Here is a 17,937-nt window from a genome sequence, read left to right as displayed (position 1 = left end):
CGTTCACTGCTCCTGGTGGGAGAGGGCTCGTACGGTGCGGGACGGGCTGGGTCGGCCCAGGTGGGCGGCCATCCAGACGCTCGTGGCGACGAGACGGCCGAGGTCGACTCCGGTGTCGATGCCGAGGCCCTGCAGCATCCACACGAGGTCTTCGGTGGCGAGGTTGCCGGTGGCGGACTTCGCGTACGGGCAGCCGCCCAGTCCGCCGGCGGAGGCGTCGACCGTGGCGACGCCCCGCTGGAGCGCGGCCAGGGTGTTGGACAGGGCCTGGCCGTAGGTGTCGTGGAAGTGCACGGCCAGGGCGGACACGGGCACGCCCGCCTCCGTGAGGGCGGTGAGCAGGGCGGTCACGTGGCCCGGCGTCGCCACGCCGATGGTGTCGCCCAGGCTCAGTTCGTCGCAGCCCATGTCCAGCAGGGCCCGGCAGACCTTCACCACCCGGGGGACCGGGACCGCGCCCTCCCAGGGGTCGCCGAAGCACATCGACAGGTAGCCGCGGACGTGGACGTCCTCCGCCTTCGCCCGCCGCACCACCGGCTCGAACATCGCCAGCGCCTCGTCCACCGTGCGGTTGAGGTTGGCCTTGGCGAAGGACTCCGTCGCGCTGGCGAAGACCGCCACCCGCCGGGCGCCGAGCGCCAGCGCGCGGTCCAGGCCGCGCTCGTTCGGCACCAGGACCGGCAGCGACACCGGCAGGCCGGCGACGGCCGGGTACAGGTCCTCCGCGTCCGCCAGCTGGGGCACCCACTTGGGATGGACGAAGCTCGTCGCCTCGATCGTGGTCAGGCCGGTGCCGGCCAGGCGGCGGATGAACTCCGCCTTGACCTCGACCGGGACGACCGCCTTCTCGTTCTGCAGGCCGTCGCGCGCGCCGACCTCGTGGATGCGGACGCGCGCGGGCAGGCCCTCGGCCGGCACGGCCATCGGAAGTCCCAGTTCCGGGGTGTTCACGCCGTCTCCTCCTCCGCGGGTGCGATGACCGCCAGGACCTGGTCCATGGCGACCGTGGTGCCCGGGGCCACGTCCAGCTCGGTGACCGTGCCGGCGTGCGGGGCGGAGATGACGTGCTCCATCTTCATCGCCTCCACCACCAGCAGGCTCTGGCCCGCGCTCACCTCGTCGCCGACGGCGACCTTCACCACCGTCACCGTGCCGGGCATCGGCGCGGTCAGCGAGTCGGCGCCCGCCTGGCCCGCCCGGGTGAGGGACGCGGCGACCGGGTCGTGGTCGCGCACGTGCCAGGCGTCGCCGTCGCGGCCGAGCCAGTCGGCGGCGCGGTGGAAGGTGTGCCGGACGCCGTCCAACGTCACCGACACGTGGTCGGCGGTGACGGTGTGGGTGCCGCGCGGGGTGTGCTCCACCGGGTCCGTGACCCGGAGGTGGAACGCGGCCGGCCTGGGCGTGCCGCCCATGCGCCAGCCGTCCGGCACCGAGAAGGGGTCCGTCCAGCCCTCACCGCGCGGGCGCAGCTCCTCCAGGCGTACGGCAGCCGCGGCCTCGTACACCTCTTCGGGCACGTCGGCGGGGACCAGGCCGTCCGCCTCGCGCTCCACCAGGCCGGTGTCCATGTCCCCGGAGACCACCGCCGGATGCGCCAGCAGCCGCCGCAGGAACCCGGCGTTGGTCTGCACGCCCAGCGTCACCGTCCGCGCGAGGGCCGCCCGGAGCTTGCGCAGCGCCGTCGCGCGGTCGGGGCCGTACGCGATCACCTTGGACAGCATCGGGTCGTAGAGGCTGCCGACCTCCGTGCCCTCGCTCAGTCCGGAGTCGGTGCGCACGCCGTCGCCCTGCGGCTCGCGCAGCTTCAGCACCGTGCCGCCGGAGGGGAGGAAGCCGCGCGCCGGGTCCTCCGCGCAGACACGCGCCTCGATCGCGTGGCCGGTGAGCCGGATGTCCGCCTGCCCGAACGGCAGCGGCTCGCCGGCCGCCACCCGCAGCTGCCACTCCACCAGGTCCAGTCCCGTGATCAGCTCGGTGACCGGGTGCTCCACCTGGAGGCGGGTGTTCATCTCCATGAAGTAGTACGAGGAGGGGTCGCCGCCGGGGACGATGAACTCCACCGTGCCCGCGCCCCGGTAGCCGCAGGAGCGGGCCGCCTGGACCGCCGCCTCGCCCATCGCGGCCCGGGTCTCCTCGTCGAGGAGCACACTGGGCGCCTCCTCGATGATCTTCTGGTGGCGGCGCTGGAGGGAGCACTCGCGCTCGCCCAGGTGGACGACGCCCCCGTGGCCGTCGGCCAGGACCTGGATCTCGATGTGCCGGGGACGGTCGATCCACCGCTCGACCAGGAGCGTGTCGTCGCCGAAGGAGGCGCGGGCCTCGCGGCGGGCGGCGGCGATCTCGTCGGTCAGCTTCGCTTCGTCCCGCACCAGGCGCATGCCCTTGCCGCCGCCGCCCGCCGACGGCTTCAGCAGCACCGGCATGCCGATCCCGCGCGCGGCGTCGGCGAGCTGCCCGTCGGTGAGGCCGCTGCCGCTGGAGCCGGGCACGACCGGGACCCCGGCCGCCTTCACCGTCTCCTTCGCGCGGATCTTGTCGCCCATCAGGGAGATCGCGTCCGCCGGCGGGCCGATGAACACCAGCCCCGCCCCGGCGCACGCGCGCGCGAAGCCGGCGTTCTCGGCGAGGAAGCCGTAGCCCGGGTGGACCGCCTGGGCGCCGGTGCGGGCCGCCGCCTCGAGGAGCCGCTCCACCGACAGGTAGCTCTCCGCGGCCGGCGCCGGACCGATCCGCACCGCCGTGTCGGCCTCGCGGACGTGCCGGGCGTCGGCGTCCGCGTCGGAGAAGACGGCCACCGAGCGCACGCCCATCGACCGCAGGGTGCGGATGACGCGGACGGCGATCTCGCCCCGGTTGGCCACAAGAACTGTCTCGAACATCGTCGTCCGTCCCCTCACATCCGGAAGACGCCGAACTGGGGGTCGCCCAGTGGCGCGTTGGCGCACGCGGTCAGGGCCAGGCCCAGGACCTGCCGGGTCTCCAGCGGGTCGATCACGCCGTCGTCCCAGAGGCGGGCCGTCGCGTAGTAAGCGTTCCCCTGGCGCTCGTACTGGGCGCGGATCGGCGCCTTGAAGGCGTCCTCGTCCTCGGCCGGCCACTCCTCGCCGCGTGCCTCCAGCTGGTCCCGCTTGACGGTCGCGAGGACCGAGGCGGCCTGCTCGCCGCCCATCACCGAGATCTTGGCGTTCGGCCACATCCACAGGAAGCGGGGGGAGTAGGCCCTGCCGCACATGGAGTAGTTGCCCGCGCCGTAGGAGCCGCCGACCACGACCGTCAGCTTCGGCACGCGCGTGCAGGCGACCGCCGTGACCATCTTGGCGCCGTGCTTGGCGATGCCGCCCGCCTCGTAGTCCCGGCCCACCATGAAGCCCGAGATGTTCTGCAGGAACACCAGCGGGATCCCGCGCTGGTCGCACAGCTCGATGAAGTGGGCGCCCTTCTGGGCCGACTCGGAGAACAGGATGCCGTTGTTGGCGACGATCCCCACCGGGTGGCCGTGGATCCGGGCGAAGCCGGTGACCAGGGTCTGCCCGAACTCCGCCTTGAACTCGGCGAACCGGGAGCCGTCCACGACCCGCGCGATGATCTCGCGCACGTCGTAGGGCGTGCGGGAGTCGACCGGCACCGCGCCGTACAGCCCGGCCGGGTCGACCTTCGGCTCGACGGCCGGCTCGACCTCCCAGGGCAGGGAGCCGCGCGCGGGGAGCGTGGAGACGACGGTGCGGACGATGCGCAGGGCGTGGGCGTCGTCCTCCGCGAGGTGGTCGGTGACGCCGGACACGCGCGAGTGGACCTCGCCGCCGCCCAGCTCCTCCGCCGTGACCACCTCACCGGTGGCCGCCTTCACCAGGGGCGGGCCGCCGAGGAAGATCGTGCCCTGGCCGCGGACGATCACCGCCTCGTCGCTCATCGCCGGGACGTACGCCCCGCCCGCCGTGCAGGAGCCGAGCACCGCCGCGATCTGCGGGATGCCGGCGCCGGACATCCGGGCCTGGTTGTAGAAGATCCGCCCGAAGTGGTCCCGGTCCGGGAACACCTCGTCCTGCATCGGCAGGAAGGCGCCGCCCGAGTCCACCAGGTAGACGCAGGGCAGGCGGTTGTCGAGGGCCACCTCCTGCGCGCGGAGGTGCTTCTTCACCGTCATCGGGTAGTACGTGCCGCCCTTGACGGTGGCGTCGTTGGCGACGACCACGCACTCCCGGCCGCTGATCCTGCCGATCCCGGCGATCACGCCGGCCGCCGGGGCCTGCCCGTCGTACATCCCGTCGGCCGCCAGCGGGGCCAGCTCCAGGAAGGGCGAGCCGGGGTCGAGGAGGGTGTCCACGCGGTCGCGCGGGAGCAGCTTCCCGCGCGCGGTGTGCCGCGCCCGCGCCTTCTCGCCACCGCCGAGGCGGGCCGCGGCCAGCTTGCCGCGCAGCTCCTCGACGAGCGCGCGGTGCGCCTCCTCGTTGGCCCGAAAGGCCTCCGACGCGGGATCGGCCGCGCTGTGAAGCTCCGGTGCCTCGTGCATCCTTGCGGTCCCCTCACCTTGTTAATGAGCGTTAACGCATTTCCTTCAGGTTAACGACCGCTAACCTCGCTGTCTAGAATCGTCTCCATGGCCACCAGAACCGACGCCCCCACCCGCCGCGAGCAGATCCTCAAGGAGGCCGCCCGGCTGTTCGCCGAACGCGGCTTCCACGGCGTCGGGGTCGACGAGATAGGCGCCGCGGTCGGCATCAGCGGGCCCGGGCTCTACCGGCACTTCGCGGGCAAGGACGCGATGCTCGCGGAGCTGCTGGTCGGGATCAGCGACTCGCTGCTGACCGGTGCGAAGCGACGCCTGGAGGAGGCCGACGGGGTGGCCCCCGAGGCGGTCCTCGACTCGCTGATCGAGGGGCACATCGACTTCGCGCTCGACGACCGCCCCCTCATCACCCTGCACGACCGGGAGCTGGACCGCCTCCGGGACGCCGACCGCAAGCTGGTCCGCCAGCTGCAGCGGCAGTACGTCGAACTGTGGGTGGAGGTGGTCCGCGAGGTGTACCCGGAGCTGGCCGAACCGGCCGCCCGTTCGGCGGTCCACTCGGTGTTCGGCCTGCTCAACTCCACCCCGCACCTGGCCCGCCCGGGGTCGCTCCCCGGACGCGGGGCGACGGCCGAGCTGCTGCACCGGATGGCGCGGGGCGCGTTCGCGGCGGCGGGCGCGCGCTGACCCCGCGGCGTGACGAGCGTTACGGGGCCTCCACTCTGGACGCCTGTGGATACTCGCCGGTACCTTTGTCTGAGCAAGCGCTTAGACACGTTGAGGTGCCTGGAGGTGGCGGCGGTGCGCCGTACGATTTTCAACGAGGATCACGAGGCGTTCCGGGAGACCGTCCGCGCCTTCATCGAGGCCGAGGTCGTCCCCGTCTACGACGAGTGGTTCGCGGCCGGCCAGGCGCCCCGCGACTTCTACTACAAGCTCGGTGAGCTGGGCATCTTCGGGATCAGCGTGCCCGAGGAGTTCGGCGGCGCGGGCATGGACACCCACAAGTTCGAGGCCGTCCTCTACGAGGAGACCGCCCGCGCGGGCGTCCAGTTCGGCGGCTCCGGCGTGCACGTGCTGCTCGCCCTGCCCTACATCAAGATGCTGGCCACCGACGAGCAGAAGAAGCGCTACCTGCCGAAGTTCGTCACCGGCGAGGAGATGTGGGCCATCGCGATGACCGAGCCGGGCACCGGCTCCGACCTCGCGGGCATGAAGACCACCGCCAAGCTCTCCGAGGACGGCACGCACTACGTCCTCAACGGCGCCAAGACCTTCATCACCGGCGGCGTCCACGCCGACAAGGTGATCGTCTGCGCCCGCACCGCCGCGCCGACCGCGGAGGACCGCCGCCACGGCATCTCCCTGTTCGCCGTCGACACCAAGTCCGAGGGCTACTCCGTCGGCCGCAAGCTGGACAAGCTGGGCCTGCGCACCTCCGACACCGCCGAGCTGGCCTTCGTCGACGTCAAGGTGCCGGTCGAGGACCTGCTCGGCGAGGAGAACAAGGGCTTCTACTACCTCGGCCACAACCTGGCCTCCGAGCGCTGGGGCATCGCCTTCGGCGCCTACGCGCAGGCCAAGGCCGCCGTCCGGTTCGCCAAGCAGTACGTGCAGGAGCGCACCGTCTTCGGCAAGCCGGTCGCCCACTTCCAGAACACCAAGTTCGAGCTGGCCGCCTGCCAGGCCGAGGTGGACGCCGCCGAGGCCGTCGCCGACCGCGCGACCGAGGCCCTGGACGCCGGCGAGCTGACCCCCGCCGAGGCCGCCAGCGCCAAGCTGTTCTGCACCGAGGTCGCGCACCGCGTCATCGACCGCTGCCTCCAGCTGCACGGTGGCTACGGCTACATGAACGAGTACCCGATCGCCCGCCTGTACGCGGACAACCGCGTCAACCGCATCTACGGCGGCACCAGCGAGATCATGAAGACGATCATCGCCAAGGACATGGGCCTGTAAGGTCCACGACATCCCTGGCCTATACAACTGACCCCATGAGTCAGGCACTACAGGAGCTCCTCGATCTGCTCGACCTCGAGCAGATCGAGGAGAACATCTTCCGCGGCCGGTCCCGCCCCGCCGTCGTCCCCCGGGTCTTCGGCGGGCAGGTCGCGGCGCAGGCACTGGTCGCCGCCGGACGCACCGTCCCCGCGGACCGGCCCGCGCACTCCCTGCACGCGTACTTCCTGCGCCCCGGCGACCCCGGCGCGCCGATCGTCTACAGCGTCGACCGGATCCGCGACGGCCGCTCCTTCACCACCCGCCGGGTGGTCGCGGTCCAGCACGGCAAGCCGGTCTTCCACCTCTCGGCGTCCTTCCAGACGTACGAGGAGGGCCTGGACCACCAGGCCCCGATGCCGCCCGCACCGGACCCGGCCACGCTGCCCACCTCCGAGGAACGGCTGCGCGGTTACCCCCACCTCGCCCCCGAGGTCGTGGACCGCTTCCTCCAGGCCCGCGCCGCCGTCGACCTGCGCTACGTCGACGAGCCGCCCTACGGCCGCTTCGGCGAGCCGCGCGAACCCCACTCCCAGGTGTGGTTCCGCACCAACGGCAAGCTCGACAGCGATGTCGACGACCCCCTGCTGCACGTCGTCCTCGCCACGTACGTCTCCGACATGACGCTCCTGGACTCCGTCCTCCTCGCCCACGGGCGCGGCGGCTGGGCCGTCGGCGACGTCGTGGGCGCCTCCCTGGACCACGCGATGTGGTTCCACCGCCCGTTCCGCGCCGACGAATGGCTGCTCTACGACCAGCAGTCCCCGTCGGCCCACGGCGGCCGCGGCCTCGGCCAGGCCCGCATCTACACCCAGGACGGCCGTCTCGCGGTGTCGGTCATCCAGGAGGGCGTGGTCCGGGTCCCCCGGTGACGGGTGTGCGCCCCGGGTCGCCCGGGGTGCTGATGTGAGGGCGCGGGTCTAGGCTGAGTGAGTGAAAGCCGCACGCACGGCACGCCCGGCCGACCAGGTCCGGTAGCACGGACCGAGGCCGCAGCGATCGCCCGCGAACCGCTGGGTGACCTGGAGGCGTCGGCGGTCGAGCCCGTGCTCCTCACACATGTGCGGTGATGCCCGAAGACCCTGCCGCAACGTTCACTTGCGGCTGCGGCCATCAATTCCCGCGCCTCCTCGGCGGGGACGCGGGGGACGATGGAGCGAAAGGTACTCTCATGCGAACACAACGCGCGAAGCGCGTCTTCGCGGCGTCCGCGGCCGGTCTGATGATGGCCGGCGGAGTCGCGCTGGGCACAGCCGGCACCGCTTCGGCGTCCGCGCCCGTCCAGGAGCAGAGTCACAGCAGTTACTGCGGCGACTACTACTACTGGGACGACGACTGTTACGACGGTCGTGGCGGCAACGGCGACCACGACGACCACGACGACCGCGACTGGCGTGGCGACCACGACGACCACGACAACTGGCGTGGCGGCAACGGCGGCAACGGCGACCACGACTACTACGACGACCACGACGACGGCCGCGGCGGCAACGGCGACCACGACGACGGTCGTGGCGGCGACGGCGACCACGACAGGCACTGAGACGAGGACTGATACGACAGCGACGAGAACGCGATGTGCGGCCGCCTCGGTGGCCGCACATCGCGCCGTCCCGAAGGTACGGAGCCGTCAACCGGCCCGTGCCGGCCGGGGACCGGGCTACGCCCGCCCCGCCTCCGTCAGCCCCGCCTCCGCCAGCAGGTACGCCGTCATCGGGTCGTAGTGGCGGGGGCTGACCACGTGGTCGTCGAGGGGGACCGTCACCTGGACGGTGCCCTCCGCCTCCGCGAGGAACAGGGCCGGGTCGTTGCAGTCGGCGTAGCCGACGGAGTCGACGCCGTACTGTCCCGCGGCACCCGCCCAGCCGTGGTCGGCGACGACCAGGTCGGGCAGCGGACGGCCCTCGCGCTCCAGGGCGGTCAGGACGGCCCTCATCGGTTCGCCGGAGTGCGTGTGCCACAGGGTGGCGCCGTGTTCCAGGACCGCCACGTCCGCGAACTGCATCACATAGCCCTCGTCCGTGGTCAGCCCGTCCGGGATGACCACGATCTCGCAGCCGGCCGCCCGCAGCGCGGCGGCCGTGGCGCGGTGCACGTCGAGCAGGCCGCCGGGGTGGCCGGTGGCGAACAGCACCCGCTGCTTCCCGTCCGCCGCCTTGCGCAGCCGCCCGGCCATGCGCTCCAGACCGGCGACGGTCAGCTCGGGGTCGATGGTGTCCTGGCCGTACCGGTGCTCGGGATCGTCGCTGACGCCGACCCGCTCCGCCATCACCGCGAGCACGTCCTGCTCGTCGCTCCAGCGGTCGCCGAGTTCCAGGCCGAGCCAGTAGTGGCGGTCGCCGTTCGCCAGCTTGCGGTAGTGGGAGAGGTTGTTCTCGCGCGGCGTGGCGACATCGCCCGCGATGCGGGTGGCGACGAGGTGGGCGAGGAGTTCGGCGCGGCTGGGCGTCCCGGGTATCGGCATGCCCACCATTGTGGAGCAGCGGCCTGGGGGCGTCCTCGGCATATCGCACGCTGGGACGTGCGTCACCTACTCGGACGACCCGGTACGGATACCCGGAGCGGCAGGCCCGGGCCGTGGGTGCGGCGGCTCAGGTCCGGCGCAGCGCGAACCACAGCTCCATCCGCACGTCCGGGTCGTCCAGGTCGGTCTCCAGCAGGGCCGCGCACCGTGCGATCCGCTGTCGCACGGTGTTGCGGTGCACGGCCAGGGCCACCGCCGTGCGGTCCCAACCGCCGTGCAGGGACAGCCAGGTGCGCAGCGTCTCCGTGAGGGCGGGGGAGGCCGCGATCGGCGCGAGGAGCGCGCGGGCGTGGGCGTGGGCGTCGTGCGGGTCGACGAGGTCGGCGAGGGCGGCGGCGCGGGAGCCGTGCCGGACCAGCGGGGCGCGGGTGGCGCGGGCCCGGGCCAGGGCGCGGGCCGCCTGGGTGTCGGCGGCCGGCCAGTCGCGCGGGGCGACGGCCGCGCTGACGCCCAGGGTCCAGCCGGGCAGTGCCGGAAGGATCCGGTCCGCCGGCACCAGCACCCGTACGACCCCGCCGTGCGGATCCACCAGCGCCGACCCCAGCGCGGCGCCCAGCGCGGAGGCGGCCAGGGAGTCCGGCGCCGCCCCGTCCGGCTCGGCGTGCACCACCCGCCACCGGTCCCCGCCGAGCAGCGGCGCCACGTCCTCGGGCGGACTGCCCAGCAGCAGCCGCACGAGTGCGGAGGAGCGGGCCGCGCCGGTGCCGCTCTGGTGCTCGCCGGTGAGGAGCGAGAGCAGCACGGCGGCCACCGACGCGATGGTGTGGTCCCCCGGACCCCGCTGCGGGGCGGCGACCCCGAGCACGAACCCCTGGCCGCCCCCGAGCGCGTAGGCGGCCAGGCCGGTGCCGGCGGCTGCGTCGGTGGCGGAGGCGGGACGGCCGGTGTCGGGACGCACCACCCTCGCCAGTTCCGCCAGTGCCGCCCGCACCTCCTCGCCCTGGTCCCGCCCCGCCGCCGCGAGCTCCGCCCCCTCCGGGCCGTAGAGCACCGCCCGGCCGCCCAGTCTGCGGGCCAGCTGGTGCAGGACGGACGGGACCGGGTCGGGGCGGGCGGCGGCGGTGGCGAGGCTCTGCTGGGCCTCCGTCACCCGGCGCAGCTCGGCCAGGCGGGCTTGGGCCATCAGCTGCCAGACCGCGCGGGCCACGCCCGAGAAGGTGGTCCGCGGCGGCACCTCCAGCAGCGGCAGTCCGTGCGTCTCGCAGGCCTCGACCAGCGCCGCCGGCACCGTGTCGTGCACCGGTGCCACACCGAAGCCGAGCGCCGCGCCGCCCGCCGCCGCGATCCGGGAGACGTAGGCGTCGAAGTACTCCGCGCCCGCCCCCCGGGGGATGTGCACCCCCGCCGACAGCAGCAGCTCCCCGCCCAGCAGGTACGGGTACGGGTCCGCCATCTCCGAGGTGTGCGCCCCGTGGACGACGATGCCGGGACCGTCCGGCCCGGCGATCCGGCGCAGGCCGAGGTCCTCGCGCGCCAGGAGGGCGTCCAGGGGTACGGGGGGAGTGGGCGGCGTGGACGGGACCGCGGGATCCGGCATGGTGGACGTTTCCTCCATCCCGTTCGTTCGGAATGGATGAAACGTACACTTCGCAGTCGCTTTCCGGCCACCTAGGGTCGGGTCGGACCGGCAGTCCACGGGTACGGGCGGATGTCCCCGTGACGAGCGGCCGGACACCTTCCCCTGCACGACACGCCACTGACAGTGCCCGAAGGAGGCCCCCATGGCCGTCGACTACCTGGTCATCGTCGTCTATCTGGCCGCCATGCTGGCCATGGGCTGGTGGGGCATGCGCCGCGCCAAGTCCAAGAGCGAGTTCCTGGTGGCCGGCCGCCGCCTGGGCCCCGCGATGTACTCCGGCACCATGGCCGCCATCGTCCTCGGCGGCGCCTCCACCATCGGCGGCGTGGGCCTCGGCTACCAGTACGGCCTCTCCGGCGCCTGGATGGTCTTCACCATCGGCCTCGGCCTGCTCGTCCTGAGCGTCTTCTTCTCCGCCCGCATCGCCCGCCTGAAGGTCTACACCGTCTCCGAGATGCTCGACCTGCGCTACGGCGGCCGGGCGGGCGTCATCTCCGGCGTGGTCATGTGGGCGTACACCCTGATGCTCGCGGTCACCTCGACCATCGCCTACGCCACGATCTTCGACGTCCTCTTCGGCATCGACCGCACCCTGGCGATCGTCCTCGGCGGCTCCATCGTCGTCGCGTACTCCACGCTCGGCGGCATGTGGTCCATCACGCTGACCGACATGGTGCAGTTCGTCGTGAAGACGATCGGCGTGCTGCTCCTGCTGCTGCCCATCGCGGTGGTCAAGGCGGGCGGCTTCAGCGAGATGAAGGCGCAGCTGCCCACCGGGTACTTCGACCCGCTGGGCATCGGCGGCGAGACGATCTTCACCTATGTGCTGATCTACACCTTCGGCATGCTGATCGGGCAGGACATCTGGCAGCGCGTGTTCACCGCCCGCAGCGACCGCACCGCCCGGTGGGGCGGCACCGTCGCCGGCACCTACTGCCTCGCCTACGCCGTCGCCGGCGCCGTCGTCGGCACCGCCGCCAAGGTGCTCTACCCGAAGCTCGCCAGCCCCGACGACGCCTTCGCCACCATCGTCAAGGACGAACTGCCCATGGGCGTGCGCGGACTGGTGCTGGCCGCCGCCCTCGCCGCCGTGATGTCGACCTCCTCCGGCGCGCTGATCGCCTGCGCCACCGTCGCCAACAACGACATCTGGTCCCGGCTGCGGGGCATCGTGCGCCCGTCGGGCGAACAGCACGACGAGGTCAGGGGCAACCGCGCCTTCATCCTCCTCATGGGCCTCGCCGTCATCGGCACGGCGATCGCGCTGAACGACGTCGTCCAGGCGCTGACCGTGGCCTACAACCTGCTCGTCGGCGGGCTCCTCGTGCCGATCCTCGGCGGCCTGCTGTGGAAGCGCGGCACCGCGCAGGGCGCCCTCGCCGCCGTCGCCGTCGGCGGGCTGGCCGTCATCGGCCTGATGGCCGGCTACGGCATCCTCGCCAACGAGCCCGTCTACTACGGCCTGCCGGCCTCCCTCGCCGCCTACGTCGCCGTCTCCCTGGCGACCCGGCCCACCGACGAGGCCGTGCTGGCCGCCTGGCGCGAACGCGTCGCCGGACGCGCCCCCGCATCCGAATCCGTGTCCGAACCGGTCTCCGCCGCCCAGTAGCATCACCAGGGCAGGCAGTACATACGCGACGAAGCGTAGGAAAGAAGGCAGCACCCCATGAGCAGCAACGAGACGCCCCGCGGCCCCGTCGACTCCTCCCGCGTCCCGCGGTACGCCGGTCCCGCGACCTTCGCCCGGCTGCCCCGCCTCGACGAGGTCGGCCGCGCCGACGTCGCCGTGGTGGGCGTGCCGTTCGACTCGGGAGTCTCCTACCGGCCGGGCGCCCGCTTCGGCGGCAACGCCATCCGCGAGGCGTCCCGGCTGCTGCGCCCCTACAACCCGGCCCAGGACGCCTCCCCCTTCGCCCTCGCCCAGGTCGCGGACGGCGGCGACATCGCCGTGAACCCGTTCAACATCAACGAGGCCGTGGAGACGGTCGAGGCCGCCGCCGACGACCTGCTCGGCACCGGCGCCCGCCTGATGACCCTCGGCGGCGACCACACCATCGCGCTGCCGCTGCTGCGCTCGGTCGCCAAGAAGCACGGCCCCGTCGCCCTGCTCCACTTCGACGCCCACCTGGACACCTGGGACACCTACTTCGGCGCCGAGTACACCCACGGCACCCCGTTCCGCCGGGCCGTGGAGGAGGGCGTCCTCGACACCTCCGCCCTCTCCCACGTCGGCACGCGCGGCCCGCTGTACGGCAAGCAGGACCTCACCGACGACGAGAAGATGGGCTTCGGCATCGTCACCTCCGCGGACGTCTACCGCCGCGGCGCCGACGAGGTCGCCGACCAGCTCCGCCAGCGCATCGGCGACCGCCCGCTGTACATCTCCATCGACATCGACTGCCTCGACCCGGCCCACGCCCCCGGCACCGGCACCCCCGAGGCCGGCGGCATGACCTCCCGCGAACTGCTGGAGATCCTGCGCGGACTGGCCTCCTGCAACCTGGTCTCCGCGGACGTCGTCGAGGTGGCCCCCGCCTACGACCACGCCGAGATCACCTCGGTGGCCGCGTCCCACACGGCCTACGAGCTGACCACGATCATGTCCCGCCAGATCGCCGCCGCCCGCGGGGGGAACGAGGAGGACGAGGGCAAGTGACCCACGACCACGACCTGGTGCTCCGTCCGACCGCCGCGCAGACGGAGGCGGCGCTCGACCCCCCTCCCGGCCGCAACGGCGGAGACCTGGTCGTGGAGACCCTGGCCGGGCTCGGCGCGACCACCGTCTTCGGCCTGCCCGGCCAGCACGCCCTCGGCATGTTCGACGCCCTGCGCCGCTCCGACCTCAGGTACGTCGGCCTGCGCGTGGAGAACAACGCCGCCTTCGCGGCGGACGCGTACGGCCGCATCACCGGTGAGGCCGCCCCGCTGCTGCTGTCGACCGGGCCGGGCGCGCTGACCTCCCTGGCCGCGCTCCAGGAGGCGGCCGCCGCCTCCGCCCCGGTCCTGGCGATCAGCAGCCAGGTCCCGACGGCGGGCCTGGGCGGGGGCCGTCACGGCTACCTGCACGAACTCCCCGACCAGTCGGCGTCGTTCCGCGGTGTGGTGAAGTCGGTGCACACGGTCCGTACGCACTCCCAGATCCCGTCCGCGATCGCCGCGGCCTGGAAGTCGGCGCTCACCGCGCCGCACGGTCCCGTGTGGGTGGAGATCCCGCAGGACGTGCTGCTCGCGGAGACGGTGCTGCCGGTGGTGACGGCGATGGACGCCACCCCGGACGAGCTGCCCCCGCGCCCCGAACTGACCGCGCTGGCCGCCCACCTGCTGGAGAACGCCGCCCGCCCGGCGGTCATCGCGGGCGGGGGAGTGGTCCGCGCGGACGCCTCCGGCAAGCTGAGGCAGCTCGCCGAGCGGATCCAGGCCCCGGTGGTCACCACCCCCGGGGGCAAGGGCGCGTTCCCCTGGAACCACCCGCTGTCGCTGCAGTCCTGGATGGAGGACCGGCACACGACGGACTTCCTGGAGGACGCGGACGTGCTCCTGGTGGTGGGGTCGGGCCTGGGCGAACTCTCCTCGAACTACCACACGTTCAGGCCGCGCGGCCGGGTGATCCAGATCGAGGCCGACCTCGGCAAGCTGGAGTCCAACCACCCGGGCGTCGGCATCCACGCCGACGCCCGCCTCGCCCTCCAGGCGCTGCTGGAGACGGTGGAACCGCGCGAGGACGCGTCCGCGCCGGAGCGCGTCCGCACGCTGCTGGCGAAGGTCGCCGAACGCATCGCCGCCCAGGAACTCACCCTGGAACAGCGGGTGCTGACGGCGGTCCGCCGCGCCCTGCCCGCCGACTCGCCGTCCTTCTGGGACATGACGATCCTGGCCTACTGGGCCTGGTCCGCCTTCGACGCCAAGGGCCCCAACCGCCTGCACTCCGCGCAGGGCGCCGGCGGCCTCGGCTACGGCTTCCCCGCCGCCCTCGGCGCGGCGGTGGCCGACCCCACCCGTCCGGTGCTCGCGGTCTCCGGGGACGGCGGCGCCCTGTACTCCGTCGCCGAACTGGCCACGGCCCGCCAGTACGGCCTCGACGTCACCTGGCTCATCGTCGACGACGGCGGCTACGGCATCCTGCGCGAGTACATGACCGACGCCTTCGGCGAGCCCACGGCGACGGAACTGACCCGCCCCGACTACGTGGCGCTCGCCGAGTCGTTCGGGGTCCCGGGGGTCCGTACGACCCCCGAGACCCTGGAACGGGACCTCGCGAAGGCCCTGACGACACCGGGCCCGTCCGTCGTCGTGCTCCCGGCGCTCCTGCGGATGTTCGCGCCGACGCACCTGGGCTGAGCCCGGCGGGATCAGCAGCCGCCCGGGCCTACCCCGTCGATCCGCCCGCCGAAGTCACCGAGGTAGCGGGAGCGCCAGTCGCCGTTGAAGACGTCCCGCTTCTCGACCGGCTGCCAGTTCACGAAGCAGGCCCGGGTGCTCGCCACGAACGAGCCGACGTGGTCGTGGAGGCGGGGCGGCATGTCGCGGTAGCCGCTGCGCGCGGTCCACTCCCAGTAGTCGCCGCCGAAGCCCTCCTTGCTCCAGAAGCACACCGACCCGTCGGGGCAGGACGGGGGCGCGGCCGGCGCGGCGGACGCCGCGTGGGCCGGCAGCAGGAGCGCGGTCAGGGCGAGGACGGCGGCGAGGGACCAGGAACGAGTCTTCACGGCACTCTCCGGTGAGGTGTCGGGGAACGGGATCGCCCCGGCGGACGTGCCGGGGCGGTTCCATGCTCGCGGCGGGGCGGGCCGGACCCGCCCGGACCGCCGCCCACACCACCGGATGGAGCGAACCGGAGGCTCGGCGGCGTACTTCCCGCCGAACGCCGGGCCCGGACGCGCGGGGCGTGCGCGCCCGGCGTCGCCGGATCGGCCCGGCTCACCTCGGGTGGCCGGCTTCCCCCCGCGCGCAGCATGCCGATCACTCGACCGGCTGCGGAAGCGGTCCGGTGCGCGAAGGGTTCCCTGAGGCCGCGGGTCTCCCGACCGGGTCGCCGTCGGACGCGGCGACCACCCTGGGCGCGGGGAGGCGGACGGCTTGCCCGGGGATTCCGCGTGGCGGACGTGCGGACCCTGCGTGACGAGCAGGAGCTGTCCTCCCTCGAGCCCCGGGGCGGGCCCGTGTCCGCCCCGGCGGGAAGCACGCCCCGACCGCCTCACCCCGGCAGCTCGCCCGCCACCCGAGGCCCCCGGCTACGCCAAGATCCCGCCGGGGCACCCCGCCCCGGCCGGGAACCGGTGGACGGGCCGCGGTCGCGGTGCCCGGCGGCCTCGCGCCGGGCACCGCGGGGACCGGTCCGTCACCAGATCGCCTCGACCCACTCCGGGTGGTCGATGAACGGGTTCCGGTTGTGCTGGTAGGAGTCGAAGATGACGTCGTTGCGGCGCTTCTCGAAGGAGCTCGGCGGGTCCTGCTCGTGCCACTGCTTCAGCACCGGGAGGCGGCCGTGGTACGGGGCGCTGCCGTTGGTGACGGAGTCGTTGGGCTCCAGGTCGGGCCAGCCGTCGGTGCCCTCGTAGCGCACGGCCATGTAGAGGACCATGCGGGCGACGTCGCCCTTGACCTCGTCGCGGGGCTCGAAGGAGTCCGAGTCGGTGAGGCTGCCGCCGCCGCCGGCGACCGCGCTGCCGCCGTTGTCGAAGTCCTTGTTGCCGCGGATCGAGTTGACCCGGACGTCCTCGGGGCGCAGGTGGTGCAGGTCGGTGCCGGGACCGGTGGACGTGCCGAAGTCGCCGTGGGACTTGGCCCAGACGTGCTCGCGGTTCCAGTCGCCGGTGTCACCGCCGTTGAGGGACTTGCTGCGGGAGACGCCCGAGTACAGCAGGATCACGTTGCCGCTGTTGTCCGGGTCCTGGTCGGTGACCTTCAGGGCGTTCCAGACGGCCGAGTACGACAGCTTCGTCTGGTCGCTGATGATCGTGTGCAGGGAGTCCTTGAGCGCCGGACCGGTCCTGCCGATCGCGTCGGCGTAGTAGGTGTCGTCGTACGCGGTGGTCGCGGCGCCGGCGGAGGGCGCGGTCAGTACGGGAACGGTGAGGCCGACCAGGGCGGCGGACGCGGCCAGGGCGACGGTCTTCCAGCGGCGGCGTATGGGGGTCACGGGCATGTGGGGGACGTCCGATCTACGCGAGTTGAAGGAACAACCGGCAGCAGCGTGACATGGACATGTATGCGCCAGGGTGAAGGCGAGGTGGCGGTCGTGTGTCGGTAAGAGGGGAACGGGCGTCACCGAGCCGCCCTACGGTGACGCCCATGCGCCTGAGAACCCTCCTCACCACCGCCACCGCCGCCCTCGCGGTGGCCGGCTGCCTGACCGCCGCCGCACCCGTGAGCGCCGCACCCGCGGGTGCCGCGCCGCGCCACGCCTGCTCGCCGTCCGTCTCCCTCGACCGCTTCTCCGACGCGCTGGACAAGACGACGCACGAGGGCGCCTTCGTCGGCAACCTCTCCGCGCTCGCCGTCGACGAGGCCGGCTCGCTCGCCGCCCTCTCCGACCGTTCCGCCCTGTTCCGGCTGGACGCCCGGACCCTCGAACCCGAGGGGGTCGTCCCGCTCGCCGACGAGAGCGGCGGCGCGCTCGACGCGGAAGGGCTGGTCGTCGACAGGGACGGCACGTACCTCGTCTCCTCCGAGACCGGGCCCTCGGTGCGCCGCCACTCCCGCGACGGGAAGGTCCTCGACCGGCTCCCCGTGCCCGACGCCCTCCGCACCGCCCCCGAGGGCCCCGCCCGGGCCAACGGCACCTTCGAGGGACTGACCCTCCTCCCCGGCGGCCGCACCCTGCTCGCGTCGATGGAGCACCCCCTCGCCGGGGACCCCGCCGACCTGGTCCGTTTCCAGACCTGGCAGCGCACCGCGCACGGCCGCTTCCGGCTCGGCGCCCAGTACACCTACCGGACCGACCCCGGCCTCGGCGTCTCCGAGGTCACCGCCACCCCCGACGGGCGCCTGCTCGTCCTGGAGCGCGGCTTCGCCTCCGGCGTCGGCAACACCGTCCGCCTCCACCTGGCCCACCGGCACCGCACCACGTTCGACAAGACCCTCCTCGCCGACCTGGCCGACTGCCCCTCCCTGGGCGCCCCCGCGAAGCAGCCCCAGCCCAACCCCCTCCTCGACAACATCGAGGGCATGACGGTCACGGGCCGCGCGAAGGGCCGCCTGAACGTCCTCCTGGTGAGCGACGACAACCAGAACGACGTCCAGACGACCCGCTTCTACGCTCTCCGCGTACGCCTCTGATCATTGCGGAGGGATGAAATCCGTTCCTGATCGCGTTGGTGCCTTCCGGCA

15 protein-coding genes are annotated in these 17,937 nt (G+C 73.1%); 8 read left to right on the top strand and 7 right to left on the bottom strand.

The features are described from left to right. Positions 1-3 precede the first annotated feature (3 nt). Genes FHS37_RS25020 through FHS37_RS25010 form a run of 3 tightly spaced genes read right to left on the bottom strand, consistent with a single transcriptional unit; the run spans position 4 to position 4,510 of the window. Complete coding sequence (locus tag FHS37_RS25020; RefSeq protein ID WP_184825078.1) at positions 4-951, bottom strand: hydroxymethylglutaryl-CoA lyase; 948 nt, start codon at positions 949-951, stop codon at positions 4-6. Beyond that, positions 948-2,879: an acetyl-CoA carboxylase biotin carboxylase subunit gene (locus FHS37_RS25015; protein WP_184825076.1), complete on the bottom strand. Its 1,932-nt coding sequence runs from the start codon at positions 2,877-2,879 to the stop codon at positions 948-950. Before FHS37_RS25015 ends, FHS37_RS25020 begins: the two co-directional genes overlap by 4 nt. A 14-nt stretch (positions 2,880-2,893) precedes the next feature. Beyond that, a complete protein-coding gene (locus FHS37_RS25010; RefSeq protein WP_184825074.1) occupies positions 2,894-4,510 on the bottom strand; it encodes a carboxyl transferase domain-containing protein in 1,617 nt (538 codons plus the stop codon). A gap of 87 nt (positions 4,511-4,597) precedes the next feature. Here FHS37_RS25010 and FHS37_RS25005 point away from each other — a divergent pair, with 87 nt between their 5' ends. From FHS37_RS25005 to FHS37_RS24990, 4 genes are all read left to right on the top strand, one after another. After that, a complete protein-coding gene (locus tag FHS37_RS25005; RefSeq protein ID WP_184825072.1) occupies positions 4,598-5,194 on the top strand; it encodes an SACE_7040 family transcriptional regulator in 597 nt (198 codons plus the stop codon). A 114-nt stretch (positions 5,195-5,308) separates the two neighbouring features. After that, complete coding sequence (locus FHS37_RS25000; RefSeq protein ID WP_184825071.1) at positions 5,309-6,466, top strand: acyl-CoA dehydrogenase family protein; 1,158 nt, start codon at positions 5,309-5,311, stop codon at positions 6,464-6,466. A 35-nt stretch (positions 6,467-6,501) separates the two neighbouring features. Further along, on the top strand, positions 6,502-7,377 hold the full coding sequence (locus FHS37_RS24995) for an acyl-CoA thioesterase (RefSeq protein ID WP_184825068.1): 876 nt from the start codon (positions 6,502-6,504) through the stop codon (positions 7,375-7,377). A 299-nt stretch (positions 7,378-7,676) separates the two neighbouring features. After that, positions 7,677-8,048: a hypothetical protein gene (locus FHS37_RS24990; RefSeq protein WP_184825066.1), complete on the top strand. Its 372-nt coding sequence runs from the start codon at positions 7,677-7,679 to the stop codon at positions 8,046-8,048. 117 nt (positions 8,049-8,165) lie between these two features. Here the strand turns inward: FHS37_RS24990 and FHS37_RS24985 are convergent, their stop codons facing one another. Then, the gene (locus tag FHS37_RS24985) at positions 8,166-8,969 is read right to left on the bottom strand and encodes a phosphatase (RefSeq protein ID WP_184825064.1); all 804 of its coding nucleotides are present in this window, start codon (positions 8,967-8,969) and stop codon (positions 8,166-8,168) included. A gap of 127 nt (positions 8,970-9,096) precedes the next feature. Next, complete coding sequence (locus tag FHS37_RS24980) at positions 9,097-10,566, bottom strand: PucR family transcriptional regulator (protein ID WP_184825062.1); 1,470 nt, start codon at positions 10,564-10,566, stop codon at positions 9,097-9,099. A 184-nt stretch (positions 10,567-10,750) separates the two neighbouring features. Here FHS37_RS24980 and FHS37_RS24975 point away from each other — a divergent pair, with 184 nt between their 5' ends. From FHS37_RS24975 to FHS37_RS24965, 3 genes are read left to right on the top strand one after another with little or no spacing between them, the layout of a single operon-like run. Next, positions 10,751-12,217, top strand: coding sequence for a sodium:solute symporter family protein (locus tag FHS37_RS24975; protein WP_184825060.1), 1,467 nt, complete (start codon positions 10,751-10,753; stop codon positions 12,215-12,217). Between the two features lie 57 nt (positions 12,218-12,274). Continuing rightward, positions 12,275-13,264, top strand: a complete 990-nt coding sequence (gene speB, locus FHS37_RS24970; RefSeq protein ID WP_184825058.1) for an agmatinase — start codon at positions 12,275-12,277, stop codon at positions 13,262-13,264. Beyond that, a complete protein-coding gene (locus FHS37_RS24965) occupies positions 13,261-14,946 on the top strand; it encodes a thiamine pyrophosphate-binding protein (RefSeq protein ID WP_184825056.1) in 1,686 nt (561 codons plus the stop codon). Before speB ends, FHS37_RS24965 begins: the two co-directional genes overlap by 4 nt. 11 nt (positions 14,947-14,957) lie before the next feature. Here FHS37_RS24965 and FHS37_RS24960 read toward each other — a convergent pair whose 3' ends face one another. Further along, the gene (locus FHS37_RS24960) at positions 14,958-15,314 is read right to left on the bottom strand and encodes a peptidase inhibitor family I36 protein (protein ID WP_184825054.1); all 357 of its coding nucleotides are present in this window, start codon (positions 15,312-15,314) and stop codon (positions 14,958-14,960) included. 632 nt (positions 15,315-15,946) lie between these two features. Then, positions 15,947-16,753: an endonuclease I family protein gene (locus FHS37_RS24955; RefSeq protein ID WP_184825052.1), complete on the bottom strand. Its 807-nt coding sequence runs from the start codon at positions 16,751-16,753 to the stop codon at positions 15,947-15,949. 146 nt (positions 16,754-16,899) lie between these two features. On the opposite strand from FHS37_RS24955, the gene FHS37_RS24950 reads away from it, so the two are divergent. Continuing rightward, entirely contained in the window at positions 16,900-17,886 is a 987-nt protein-coding gene (locus FHS37_RS24950; protein WP_184825050.1) for an esterase-like activity of phytase family protein, read from the top strand. Positions 17,887-17,937 lie beyond the last annotated feature (51 nt).

Origin of the sequence: Streptomyces griseomycini, from assembly GCF_014203535.1 — a bacterium.
GTDB lineage: Bacteria > Actinomycetota > Actinomycetes > Streptomycetales > Streptomycetaceae > Streptomyces > Streptomyces griseomycini.
Note: the sequence above shows the minus strand (reverse complement) of the source record. Positions and strands in the feature narration are given on the sequence as shown.

Excerpts from the sequence above, each read along its gene's own strand:
- FHS37_RS25015 (WP_184825076.1), bottom strand. The coding sequence starts at position 2,879 with ATGTTCGAGACAGTTCTTGTGGCCAACCGGGGCGAGATCGCCGTCCGC.
- FHS37_RS25010 (WP_184825074.1), bottom strand. The coding sequence starts at position 4,510 with ATGCACGAGGCACCGGAGCTTCACAGCGCGGCCGATCCCGCGTCGGAG.
- FHS37_RS25005 (WP_184825072.1), top strand. The coding sequence starts at position 4,598 with ATGGCCACCAGAACCGACGCCCCCACCCGCCGCGAGCAGATCCTCAAG.
- FHS37_RS24995 (WP_184825068.1), top strand. The coding sequence starts at position 6,502 with ATGAGTCAGGCACTACAGGAGCTCCTCGATCTGCTCGACCTCGAGCAG.
- FHS37_RS24990 (WP_184825066.1), top strand. The coding sequence starts at position 7,677 with ATGCGAACACAACGCGCGAAGCGCGTCTTCGCGGCGTCCGCGGCCGGT.
- FHS37_RS24985 (WP_184825064.1), bottom strand. The coding sequence starts at position 8,969 with ATGCCGATACCCGGGACGCCCAGCCGCGCCGAACTCCTCGCCCACCTC.
- FHS37_RS24980 (WP_184825062.1), bottom strand. The coding sequence starts at position 10,566 with ATGCCGGATCCCGCGGTCCCGTCCACGCCGCCCACTCCCCCCGTACCC.
- FHS37_RS24975 (WP_184825060.1), top strand. The coding sequence starts at position 10,751 with ATGGCCGTCGACTACCTGGTCATCGTCGTCTATCTGGCCGCCATGCTG.
- speB (WP_184825058.1), top strand. The coding sequence starts at position 12,275 with ATGAGCAGCAACGAGACGCCCCGCGGCCCCGTCGACTCCTCCCGCGTC.
- FHS37_RS24955 (WP_184825052.1), bottom strand. The coding sequence starts at position 16,753 with ATGCCCGTGACCCCCATACGCCGCCGCTGGAAGACCGTCGCCCTGGCC.
- FHS37_RS24950 (WP_184825050.1), top strand. The coding sequence starts at position 16,900 with ATGCGCCTGAGAACCCTCCTCACCACCGCCACCGCCGCCCTCGCGGTG.